General features: G+C 52.1%; 8 protein-coding genes. 4 read left to right on the top strand and 4 right to left on the bottom strand.

From position 1 onward, the window contains the following. Positions 1–289 precede the first annotated feature (289 nt). Positions 290–1,018 carry a bifunctional 2-polyprenyl-6-hydroxyphenol methylase/3-demethylubiquinol 3-O-methyltransferase UbiG gene (gene ubiG, locus EHV07_RS15675; RefSeq protein ID WP_147198935.1) on the bottom strand — a complete coding sequence of 243 codons (729 nt, stop codon included), beginning with the start codon at positions 1,016–1,018 and terminating at the stop codon, positions 290–292. A gap of 191 nt (positions 1,019–1,209) precedes the next feature. Here ubiG and gyrA point away from each other — a divergent pair, with 191 nt between their 5' ends. The 4 genes from gyrA (at position 1,210) to EHV07_RS15655 (ending at position 8,246) form a co-directional block, all read left to right on the top strand. Beyond that, on the top strand, positions 1,210–3,849 hold the full coding sequence (gene gyrA / locus EHV07_RS15670; RefSeq protein ID WP_147198934.1) for a DNA topoisomerase (ATP-hydrolyzing) subunit A: 2,640 nt from the start codon (positions 1,210–1,212) through the stop codon (positions 3,847–3,849). A gap of 165 nt (positions 3,850–4,014) precedes the next feature. Beyond that, positions 4,015–4,581, top strand: a complete 567-nt coding sequence (locus EHV07_RS15665; RefSeq protein ID WP_147198933.1) for a hypothetical protein — start codon at positions 4,015–4,017, stop codon at positions 4,579–4,581. A gap of 303 nt (positions 4,582–4,884) precedes the next feature. Further along, positions 4,885–7,740, top strand: a complete 2,856-nt coding sequence (rcsC, locus tag EHV07_RS15660; protein ID WP_147198932.1) for a two-component system sensor histidine kinase RcsC — start codon at positions 4,885–4,887, stop codon at positions 7,738–7,740. Positions 7,741–7,796: 56 nt separating this feature from the next. Continuing rightward, entirely contained in the window at positions 7,797–8,246 is a 450-nt protein-coding gene (locus EHV07_RS15655) for a hypothetical protein (protein WP_147198931.1), read from the top strand. Positions 8,247–8,292: 46 nt separating this feature from the next. Here the strand turns inward: EHV07_RS15655 and rcsB are convergent, their stop codons facing one another. Genes rcsB through EHV07_RS24570 form a run of 3 tightly spaced genes read right to left on the bottom strand, consistent with a single transcriptional unit; the run spans position 8,293 to position 11,760 of the window. Further along, complete coding sequence (gene rcsB / locus EHV07_RS15650; protein WP_124231344.1) at positions 8,293–8,943, bottom strand: response regulator transcription factor RcsB; 651 nt, start codon at positions 8,941–8,943, stop codon at positions 8,293–8,295. A 1-nt stretch (position 8,944) separates the two neighbouring features. After that, positions 8,945–11,593, bottom strand: coding sequence for a phosphotransferase RcsD (rcsD, locus tag EHV07_RS15645; RefSeq protein ID WP_147198930.1), 2,649 nt, complete (start codon positions 11,591–11,593; stop codon positions 8,945–8,947). Positions 11,594–11,613: 20 nt separating this feature from the next. After that, complete coding sequence (locus tag EHV07_RS24570; protein WP_168199640.1) at positions 11,614–11,760, bottom strand: hypothetical protein; 147 nt, start codon at positions 11,758–11,760, stop codon at positions 11,614–11,616. Between the last annotated feature and the right edge of the window lie 457 nt (positions 11,761–12,217).

The following is a 12,217-nucleotide window of genomic DNA, read 5'->3' as shown; positions in this document are numbered from 1 at the left end:
TGAAGCCATGTCAACAGCTTAAGATTTTTTTTAAGTTTTTTATTGAGCGCGGGATTCTTGTTCAGTACAAATAAATCAGGATTTTTTTTGCCTGAATTCTGTGCGCCAGGTAGCTAAAAAAGCAACGTCGGACAAGTACAAAAAAGCGTGATGAAAGAATTAAAATTTATATTGCCGGAAAGAGTAGCGGTTTGATGCGCAGGTTCGACAGCGTAGCGAGAAAAAATTTCCCTTAGGTAACAACAAGGCAGGCGAAGGGCCTGCCTGATACGTTACTTAAGCCGTGGATTTACCCGGCAACAGAATGCGTATGCACCATGTAGTTAACATCCACGCCGGGGGCCAGCTTAAACTTGTTGGTCAGCGGATTATAATGCAGACCGATCATATGGCGTTCACGCAGCGGCGTCTCATCAACCCAGTTGAGCAACTCGGCCGGGCGAATAAACTTCTTAATATCATGCGTACCGCGCGGCACCATACGTAAAACATACTCAGCGCCGATAACGGCCATCAGCCAGGATTTGCTGTTGCGGTTCAGAGTAGAAAAGAATACCTCACCGCCAGGTTTGACCAGGCGCGCGCATGCGTGAACCACTGAACGCGGATCCGGTACGTGCTCCAGCATCTCCATACAGGTCACGACATCGTATTGACCCGCAAACTGTTCGGCATGCTCTTCTACCGTCTGCTGGACATAATCCACTTTTACGCCGCTTTCCAGCGCGTGCAGGCGAGCGATCTGCAAGGGTTCAGCGCCCATATCCAGGCCGGTGACGTTAGCGCCTTCACGCGCCATGCTTTCTGCCAAAATGCCGCCGCCGCAGCCAACGTCCAGCACCTTTTTGCCAAACAGGCCGTCACTGTGTTGAGCAATATAACCGAGGCGCAGAGGATTGATCCGATGCAGCGGCTTGAACTCGCCTTCCAGATCCCACCAGCGGGACGCGACCGCTTCAAATTTAGCAATTTCATTATGATCCACGTTCGCGGTGGTGCCGTTTTGCTCTGACTTCATGATTAATAACTCCCATACCCGTTTGCCGTCAGTATACATCTTTCCGCATAAGTAAGGGCAGTGCTGACCTGGCGGTGGCATTCTGCCCTGATTTAAGCAGCCTGAACGACGCTTTCCATTCACCACCAGGGCGAAAGGTGATATACTTTCGCACCTTTGAATCCGGGTATAATTAGAAGGAAAGTGCCTCAATGAGTGACCTGGCCAGAGAAATCACACCGGTCAATATCGAAGAAGAGTTAAAGAACTCTTACCTCGATTATGCCATGTCGGTCATCGTTGGCCGCGCATTGCCAGATGTTCGCGATGGCCTGAAGCCAGTACACCGTCGTGTACTCTTTGCCATGAACGTGCTGGGCAATGACTGGAACAAACCTTATAAAAAGTCTGCCCGTGTCGTCGGCGACGTAATTGGTAAATATCACCCTCATGGCGACACCGCCGTGTATGACACCATTGTGCGTATGGCGCAGCCTTTCTCGCTGCGCTACATGCTGGTAGACGGGCAGGGTAACTTTGGTTCCGTTGACGGCGACTCCGCTGCCGCAATGCGTTACACCGAAGTTCGCATGTCCAAAATCGCCCACGAACTGCTCTCCGATCTGGAAAAAGAGACCGTAGACTTTGTGCCGAACTATGACGGCACCGAGCAGATCCCGGAAGTCATGCCGACCAAAATCCCCAACCTGCTGGTGAACGGTGCGTCAGGGATTGCAGTAGGTATGGCGACCAACATTCCGCCACACAACCTGACGGAAGTGATCAACGGCTGCCTGGCCTACATCGAAGATGAAAACATCAGCATTGAAGGGCTGATGGAGCACATCCCAGGGCCGGATTTCCCAACTGCCGCCATCATCAATGGCCGTCGTGGGATTGAAGAAGCTTACCGTACCGGGCGCGGAAAAATTTATATCCGTGCGCGTGGCGAAGTGGAAACCGACGCCAAAACCGGCCGCGAAACAATCATCATTCATGAAATTCCTTATCAGGTGAACAAAGCTCGCCTGATTGAGAAAATGGCTGAACTGGTGAAAGAGAAGCGTCTGGAAGGCATCAGCGCACTGCGCGATGAGTCTGATAAAGACGGCATGCGTATTGTGGTTGAAGTGAAGCGCGATGCGGTTGGCGAAGTGGTGTTGAACAACCTCTACTCGCTCACCCAGCTGCAAACTTCCTTCGGCATCAACATGGTTGCGCTGCATCAGGGCCAGCCGAAGATTATGCCGCTGAAGGATATTCTGGAAGCCTTCGTGCGTCACCGCCGTGAAGTGGTAACGCGCCGCACTATCTTTGAACTGCGCAAGGCGCGCGATCGTGCTCACATCCTTGAAGCGCTGGCCATTGCGCTGGCAAACATCGATCCGATTATCGAGCTGATCCGTCGTGCGGCCACGCCATCGGAAGCCAAAGCGGGTCTGGTTGCCAGCCCGTGGGAGCTGGGTAACGTTTCTGCCATGCTGGAGCGTGCCGGTGATAACGCCGCGCGTCCTGAATGGCTGGAAGAAGAGTTCGGCATCCGTGATGGCAAGTACTATCTGACCGAGCAGCAGGCTCAGGCGATTCTGGATCTGCGCTTGCAGAAACTGACCGGCCTTGAGCATGAAAAACTGCTGGACGAGTACAAAGAGCTGCTGGAGCAGATTGCTGAACTGATCCACATTCTGGAAAGCGCTGAGCGCCTGATGGAAGTGATTCGTGAAGAGCTGGAGCTGATCCGCGATCAGTTCGGCGACAAGCGTCGCACCGAAATCACGGCCAACAGCGCCGATATCAATATCGAAGACCTGATTAATCAGGAAGATGTTGTCGTTACGCTTTCTCATCAGGGCTACGTGAAGTATCAGCCGCTGACGGATTACGAAGCGCAGCGTCGCGGTGGTAAAGGCAAATCGGCCGCGCGTATCAAAGAAGAAGACTTTATCGATCGCCTGCTGGTGGCCAACACCCACGATACGATCCTCTGCTTCTCAAGCCGTGGTCGCCTGTACTGGATGAAGGTTTATCAGCTGCCGGAAGCGAGCCGTGGCGCGCGTGGACGTCCTATCGTCAACCTGCTGCCGCTGGAAGCCAACGAGCGCATTACCGCAATCCTGCCGGTACGTGAGTACGCGGAAGGCTGGAACATCTTTATGGCCACCGCCAGCGGTACCGTGAAGAAGACCGCCCTGACCGAGTTTAGCCGTCCGCGCAGTGCCGGTATTATCGCCGTCAACCTGCGTGAAGATGACGAGCTGATCGGCGTCTCACTGACCAACGGCAGCGACGAAGCAATGCTGTTCTCAGCCGCCGGTAAAGTGGTGCGCTTTGCAGAAAGCGCTGTGCGCGCGATGGGTCGTACCGCATCGGGCGTACGCGGCATCAAGCTGGCTGAGGGCGATCGCGTGGTATCACTGATTGTGCCACGTGATGACGGCGCTATTCTGACGGTCACGCAGAACGGCTACGGCAAGCGTACTGCTAACAGCGAATACCCAACCAAATCGCGTGCAACGCAGGGCGTTATCTCGATCAAAGTGACCGAGCGTAACGGACCGGTGATTGGTGCGGTGCAGGTTGTCGACAGCGATCAGATCATGATGATCACCGATGCCGGTACGCTGGTGCGTACCCGTGTATCTGAAGTGAGCGTGGTTGGTCGTAACACTCAGGGCGTTATTCTGATCCGTACTGCGGAAGATGAGAACGTCGTGGGTCTGCAACGTGTTGCGGAGCCGGTTGCTGAAGAAGAGCTGGATGCTATTGACGGTAGCGTTGCGGAAGGGGATGAAGATATCTCTCCAGAAGTGGAAAATGAAGATGATGCACCTGAAGGCGATGAAGACGAATAAACGTCATCGTTAAAAAGTGCCAGAGGCCGGTTCAGTGAACCGGCCTTTTTTTATGCCGAAACGAGCGGAGAAAATATTTTGGAAGCCGTTACGCATTTTAAAATGCGATAGCTGACGTCGGGCAGGAGGCTTGCTATACAGGCAGGGCACACAAAGGAGGTGGCCATGCAAATCAAGGTTGGACGTTATCCTTCCCCGTGGTCAGGGAGCCGGGAAAATTATCTTATTGGGGTAGTGAAAGCCGACGGCAGGAAGCGTGAATATCTGGTTGAAATCAATCGACTCCATTCGGCAATGCATTTTTTATTTAATAATGACTGGCCGCAATTTTATGTGGAAAATTTCATCTGGATGATTAGTTTTTATCCACATGATGCGTTATTCTCCCTCAATCAGTCCGGGCGTTTCGGATCTGACAGCAGGATGGCGTTTACTCGCCGGGAACTGGAAAGCCTGATGATCGAGGGTATTGGCGGTGCGATAGACGATTTTATGCAACGTCATCAGCCCGCGCTGTTGGTTGCCGTCGCCATACGCGAGAATCTGGGCAGGCTGTACCATCGTCTTTTAGTCCGACACGCGGCTGGTGCCGGATATATTTACCATCAAACATATGTGCAGGAGGCTTTATATGTACTCGAAATCAAAAGGAAAAGCGCCCATCCCCAGGGGCTCATCAATAAAATCATCCCGCGAAGAGGTTATCGCGCTGTCGCTGGCTTGCCTGCATGAAAGAGCGGAGCAGCTTGCCGCACTGGCGCAGTCGCAGGACGGATTAGGCAAATATGTTTTGCTGCATCCGGCAATAAAACCCTGAACGCTTCGACAGCAAGCTGACTCAGCCTGATAATACCGCTAAGGTTGTTGTTTTACAGGCTGATGATTAATCGTAATTGCGTCAATCAGCAGGGAATCGCTTTATCTGCGCAAAGTAAGCGAGGAAACGAAGGGGTAACTGGCTTTTTTACCGTTCTGGCGGTACTGTAGCGGGATCAAAATGAGTTACCCCATACCCGCTGCCACTGTAGGTTTCGCTTGAAATATTTAGTCTCGTTCAGAACCACGTTAAGGATTTCCCGCTATCTGTTCCGGGCGCTGGCGCTAATGCTCTGGACGCTGGGCGCATTGCTGACGACGTTCTATATCATTAATGTCCTGCACGAGAAAGAAGCCCAGGTTCGCCAGGAGTTCAACGCCAACTTTGAACAGGCGCAGTGGTATGTGCGTCATTCTGCTGATATTACCCGCGAGCTGAAATATATCGCTGAAAACCGGCTAAATGCTTCAGCTAACGGTCTGGACGTACTGAACGGTGTTTTTCCCGGGAAAACCTCGCTGCCTCAGTTTTATCCGCTGTATTCCGATTCTGACTGTAGCGCGATGAGTGATACCTGGCGTAATTCTCTGGAATCGCTGAGCTATTTCCTGCGCTACTGGAAAGAGAACTTTGCCACGGCTTATGAATTAAACCGGGTCTTCTTTATCGGTGGCGAAAGCCTGTGCCTGGCAGACTTTGGCGTTGGTCACGCCTCCGCCGATCGTGAGCGCACGATGAAGTCGCTGCACGAGCGCATTCTTAAATACCGTAATGGCAATGATGAAGAGCGTAAAAGCAGCTTCTTCTGGATTGCACCGACTAACCAGCCGGGCGTGAGTTATTACTATATGGTCACGCCGGTTTATATCGCCAACAAAATGGCGGCGCTGCTGGGCATTGAGCAGACTATCCGTCTGGAAGACTTTGTGCTGCCGGGCAGCTTCCCGGTTAACGCAACCATTCTGGATTCGAACAACCAGCGCGTCATGTCTTCCTCACGAATGGCGGCCAGAATCTCACTGGACGATCTGCCTGATGACAATGCCTGGTTCGGCTACATCAATGGCTATAAGCAGCTGGTGCTGAAGAAAACACTGACGCCTTCTTCACTGACCGTGGTCTACTCAGTCCAGACCAACGAGATGGTTGAAAAGCTGAAAATGCTGATCATCAATGCCATCCTGTTAAATGTGATCAGCGCATTAATTCTGTTTACCCTGGCGTGGCTGTTTGAACGACGTATGTTCCTGCCCGCAGAAGATAATGCGCACCGTCTGGAAGAGCACGAGCAGTTTAACCGTAAAATTGTCGCCTCTGCGCCGGTAGGCATCTGCATTCTGCGAACCAGCGACGGGACTAACATTCTCAGTAACGAGCTGGCGCATAACTACCTGAGCATGCTGACGCAGGAAGACCGCCAGCGGCTTACGGAAATCATCTGCGGCCAGCAGGTGAATTTTGTTGATGTCCTGACCGGCAGCAATACTAATCTTCAGATCAGCTTCGTTCACTCGCGCTATCGTAACGAGAACGTGGCGATCTGCGTACTGGTCGATGTTAGCGCCCGCGTGAAGATGGAAGAGTCATTGCAGGAAATGGCTCAGGCGGCAGAGCAGGCCAGCCAGTCGAAATCGATGTTCCTTGCCACGGTTAGCCATGAACTGCGCACGCCGCTGTATGGCATTATCGGAAACCTCGATCTGCTCCAGACCCGCTCACTGCCGAAAGGCGTGGAATCGCTGGTAACGGCGATGAATAACTCCTCCAGCCTGCTGCTAAAAATCATCAGCGATATTCTCGACTTCTCGAAGATTGAATCCGAGCAGCTGCGCATTGAACCGCGCCAGTTCTCGCCGCGCGAAGTCATCACCCACATCGCTTCCAACTATCTGGCGATGGTGGTGAAAAAGCGGCTGACGCTGTGGTGCTTTATCGACAGCGACGTGCCGGTCACGCTGGATGGCGATCCGCTGCGTTTGCAGCAGGTGATTTCCAACCTGCTGAATAACGCCATTAAATTTACCCATACCGGCGGCATTGTCCTGCAGGCTTTTGTGAAAGACGGTTATCTCGCTTTCCGCGTCCGCGATACCGGCGTAGGCATACCGGCGAAAGAAATCACCCGACTGTTCGATCCTTTCTTCCAGGTAGGGACGGGCGTGCAGCGCAATTTCCAGGGTACCGGGCTGGGGCTGGCAATCTGTGAAAAACTGATCAATATGATGGATGGCGATATCGAGGTCGATTCTGAACCGGGTATGGGCAGCCAGTTTGTGGTGCGAATTCCGCTGTACAACAGCCAGGTGATGATCCCGGTTATGCAAGACGGTCTGCAAGGAAAGCAATGCTGGCTTGAGCTGCGCAACGATGCACTGGCTACTTTCCTCATCACGCTGTTGAGCGAACATGGCATTACCGTACAGCGTTTCCAGGAAGGCATCAGCCTGGAACCGGACGATGTTATCGTTACCGATTACGATTACCAAAATCCGCAGGCGCATCGGGCGACTATTCGCTTTGACGGCAGTCATAATGACGGGCCGCAGGAGCTGTCGCCTGGGCGCTGGGTTTACGGCACCACAACGCCTCACGAACTGCCTGCGCTGCTGGGCCGTATCTATCGCGTGGAAGTGGATATGCCGAATGCCACGCCAGCCATGCCGGAAGCCGAAGAGAAAGGGGTCAGTAATGAAGATATCCTGATCCTGGTGGTCGACGATCATCCAATTAACCGGATGTTGCTCTCCGACCAGCTCGGTTCGTTAGGCTATCGGGTGAAAACGGCACAGGATGGCGTAGACGCGCTAAATGTGCTCAGCCGCAGCGAAATCGATATTGTGCTGACCGATGTGAATATGCCTAATATGGATGGATATCGTCTGACGCAGCGCCTGCGTCAATTGGGGCTAACCTTCCCGGTGGTAGGCGTCACGGCAAACGCGCTGGCAGAAGAGAAACAGCGCTGTATGGAAGCGGGAATGGACAACTGTTTGTCGAAGCCGGTTACGTTGAATACGCTGCAACAGACGCTGGCGTTTTATGCCGAGCGGGTCAGAAAAGGCCGGGAAGTATAAAACAGAGTGAAATTCGGGTATTAATCAGCAACCCGCTTGCGCAGAGGGAAGGTAGAATGCTTAAAAAAATGATCGGTGCAATGCTGCTGTCGCAGGTGCTAACGGGAACCGCCCTGGGCGGATCGGATACGGCAACCGATGCAAGAATCGACAGCCTGATGGGGCAGGGAACGCATCAACAATATCATCAGTTCCTGACTGATTTGCAGCAGGCCGTGGCGAAGGGCGATAAGCATGCTGTTGCCGCGATGGTTAGCTATCCGATAACCGTCACGGTCAATCAGAAGAAGCGGAAGATCAACACCCCCAGGGCCTTTATCCAGATCTACGATCGGGTGTTCACGCCCTCTTATCGTAAAAGTATTGTGGATCAGCAATACGCGGATGTGTTTGCCAGAGATATGGGCATCATGGTGGGTGAACACGGCGAGCTTTGGTACAGCGGTATTTGTCACTCGCAGGATTGCAGCAAGTTTACGATCAAAGTCATTGCGATTAATAATTAAAAAAAAAGGGTGAATATCTATTCACCCTTTTTATCAGAACGGAAGCTTAGTCCTTATCTACCGGCATCGTGCTGACGGAAGAAAGGTAGTTCAGCAGCGCAATATCGTTATCCACGCCCAGTTTCATCATTGCTGATTTTTTCTGACTGCTGATAGTTTTAATGCTGCGGTTCAGTTTCTTGGCAATTTCAGTCACCAGGAAGCCTTCCGCAAACAGCCGCAGAACTTCACTCTCTTTCGGTGACAGACGCTTATCGCCGTAGCCACCTGCGCTGATTTTCTCCAGCAGTTTCGCCACGCTGTCAGGCGTATACTTTTTGCCTTTCTGCAAAGCAGCCAGTGCTTTTGGTAAATCAGTAGGCGCGCCCTGTTTCAGCACAATCCCTTCAATATCCAGATCCAGAACGGCGCTGAGGATTGCCGGGTTATTGTTCATCGTCAGAACAATAATAGAAAGGTCCGGATAGTGACGCTTGATATATTTGATCAGCGTAATACCGTCGCCATATTTTTCGCCAGGCATGGAAAGATCGGTGATCAGGACATTCGCGTCCAGCTTGGACAAACTGTTGATGAGTGCTGTGGAATCTTCGAACTCACCGACAACGTTGACCCATTCAATTTGTTCGAGTGATTTACGAATGCCGAACAGAACAATGGGATGATCATCGGCAATAATTACATTCAGGTTGTTCATATTATTGGTTACCTTGCTGCAGCAGTTCGTTGACGTAGCGGTCAATTTCACTGGTGGTATTTTTAATGTTTGAATTGTCACACTCTGTAATGTGCTGTTCTAACGTTTCACAAAGCTGCTTGCCTGGTGTCAGATTAAGCATGGCAAACACGCCCTTCAGGCGATGCGCAGTCTGAGCAAGCGAACTCAAATCGCTTTCTGCGGCCTCATTATACAATCTCTTTACATCATCTGGTACTGTATCGACGAAGAGCTGGAAGTACCCCGGCGCGAAAAGCTGCGCCGTGTCCTGCTCTTCTTCCGTCTCGTCCAGGGCCAGCTGGAGCTCAATAAGCTGTAACAGCGCATCCTGCATTGCGCTACTGATATTGAAATTGACCCTGAACTGGTCACGAGAAAGCGCACTGTAGCCAGTTTCGTCATCCGCGAGCAACAGCGCCCACGGTGTCAGGTTCGCCGGATCGTCCGTTACCAGCACATCATGATCCTGTCCGGAAAAACGCTCATCAGGCGTAATACAGTTGGCACCCCAGTTTTCAAGCTGATGAACGACAATCTTTCTGACTTCATCCACGGTGATATCAATCAACGTTGTCAGGCCTTCCAGCAGCTTCTCTTCCTGCACCTGCAAATGCTCCTGCGGTGCGTGGATCTGGATGCTGTAGCGAGTGCCGATATCCGGTCGCGCCACGATTTCCAGGTGCCCGCCAAGCTGCTTACAAAGCTGTTTGCAAAGGAAGAAGGCCAGTCCAGAAGCCTGGCCGAAGCGATCCTGACTGGTTTCTCCGAGGAACGGGAAATCAGTATTTCCCATCTCATCTACGGTCAGGCCGGCACCGGTATCCACCATTTCAATGGCAAGCCTGTCTGGCCGATCAGCGGGATGACTCACCTCAATGCTGATCCGACCCCAGCTGGTGCTGGTAATCGAATAATGCAGCAGCGTAGTCAAAATTTTATAGAGTGCGCGACGGTCGCCAAAGCGGTTCTCATCGCTGTTAAGGCGATTACTGACGACCAGCTTCAGGCCTTTGCGGCGCATGGAGGGCAGGGCTTCTGTCACCAGCTCATCCAGCACGCTTTGCAAATTAAATGCGCCAGCATCGGGTGCCCAGTCATGCGTTTCAAGACGGTTAAGCAGCACGATATCGTCCACCAGACGCCGTAAAGCATGCGACTCTTCCAGCGCATCGTTGAGCGATTCAGCCGGCTGCGCTTCGCTGATGGCTTGCAGGTGATGGATAACGCTGGCCAGTGGCGCATTCAGAGCATGCCCCAGATTTTGCAGTAGCTGCTGGCGAGTCTGATGACTTTTATCCAGAACCTGCTGCGCCTTTTGCAGCTTTTTGTTCACCAGCAGCTCACGATCCTGATCGCGCATCATAAACAGCTGGGTATTAGCGGAAAGCAGGCTGCGGGCGTGGCGGATCTCATAAACCTCGTTGTTCACCGTCGCCTGTAATACGCCCTGATGCTGATCGGACATATTGATAATCTTTTGCAGATTAAGATGCGGCAGCAGGTGCTCGGCAATTTTGTTGCTGATAATAGTGCGATTGTTGGCAAAATCATACACCAGCAGACCGACCGGCATGCTGGCAACGATCTCATCATTGAGAATACGCAGCGATTCCAGCTCGGCGCTCTGGTTTTCACTCGGGCGAAGCGACTGCTGACGCAGCATAAACAGCCCGCCCAGTGAGAGCAGCAGCAGAACAAAGTTTGCCAGTAGCGGCCACATCAGGTTGCGTAATGTATCAACGATAAGCCCCAGCACGGGTACGCGATAAACCAGCTGGAGCGGGGTGCTGGTTAACGAAGCCGCAATCTCCACGTTAGGGTTGAGCAGCGTAACCGTGGTGGTATGCGTGCCGTCATCCACATCGGTGCTGTTACCGGAGACGGTGTTGTCCTGCTTAAGCTGGAAATTTTCCAGCGGCATATTGAGTGGAATAAGATCGTTAATCGGCAGATCAAAAGCCACAACCGTTGCCAGGTGGCCCGGCTGGTTAAAGGTGGTGCGTACGGTGAAGTAATGGTCGTTTTGCCAGGTAAAGCGCCGCAGAGGAGAGAAACTTTCCCGCTCGTCCAGCGCATTCGCCTGCTGAAGCATTTCTGCCCGCCGTGCGTCGACGATATTGCTAATCGCGCTCTCTTTATAACGCGTGGCCATATCCTTTAGCGGCAGGGTAGAGACCAGGATCATACTGTTGTCCTGACCGTTGAGGAAATACATCGACCAGGTACTGTTTTCAGCGCCCCACAGGGTATCAAGATAGTTGGACATCCGCAGGGTCATATCCAGCGTACTGCTGTCGTGCGAGCCAAAGATCAGCGCTTCGGTCTTACGGCGCGTTTTTTCCAGATAGTAAACGTCAGGACGCAGGCGAGTTTCCTGCAAGCTGTTTGGCGGCGTACCTGCGGCATTAGCGGCCAGATTTTCGTAAATCTGCCAGGTAGCAAAACGATAGGTATCGATACGCTTCTGCATGGCATGGGCGATATCGGCCATGGCGTAGCGTTTCTCCGTCAGCCAGGCATTGACGGCATTGTGGATCATAAACCCTGACGCGAGCAGCAGGACCAGAATAAACATCACAAAGAAGCGAGTGACATTACCCGAAGTCAGAGGAAATTTGTATGGCAACATAGCGTAGCTTAAGACCCCAGTTAACGTGTAAGCAGCCGGGCGCTGGCAGCGACGACTGGCAGCAGAACGGTAATAGCGCGAAAGGCTACGCTCAGGCTGTACTTTAATGCAAGCAACCCTGTCAGGATCGAGCCTGCCAGAATACCTGTATAAGTGTGGATTGTCATGGAGGAAATGGACCTGACAGGCGGCAGTATCAACAGGCTCATAGCATCACCCCTATTGGAATAGTTAAGCAAATTGCGTATATCTCAGGTCACGTTTCCGCCGCAGAGGCCATTACAGGTTGGGCATCCTGCATTGTCATATTTCCTGTTCAAAGCCAGGCTCCATTAGCACTACTTTTTATCACATTTAGCCAGATTTACGAAGAAAACCCGATGAAAAAAATCATTTTTCATCAAGGTTAAAACCTTGGCTGGCGCTACCGCTGACGTTATTAACCTCGAAAAACGCGCTTGTTAATGAATATTTGTCCTTAAGTGCTATTTTCCAGATAACTCCTGGCGAAACGGTGGAAATCTCACCTTAACTCAAATCATTGGCAGCAGAGGAAAATTACCCGCTCCGGGAAATGCAGTTTTCATTGGGTTGTGTAAAAAACAGGCAGTTTTTCGATGGGTA

The organism is Pantoea sp. CCBC3-3-1 (assembly GCF_007981265.1).
Classification (GTDB): domain Bacteria; phylum Pseudomonadota; class Gammaproteobacteria; order Enterobacterales; family Enterobacteriaceae; genus Erwinia.
Note: the sequence above shows the minus strand (reverse complement) of the source record. Positions and strands in the feature narration are given on the sequence as shown.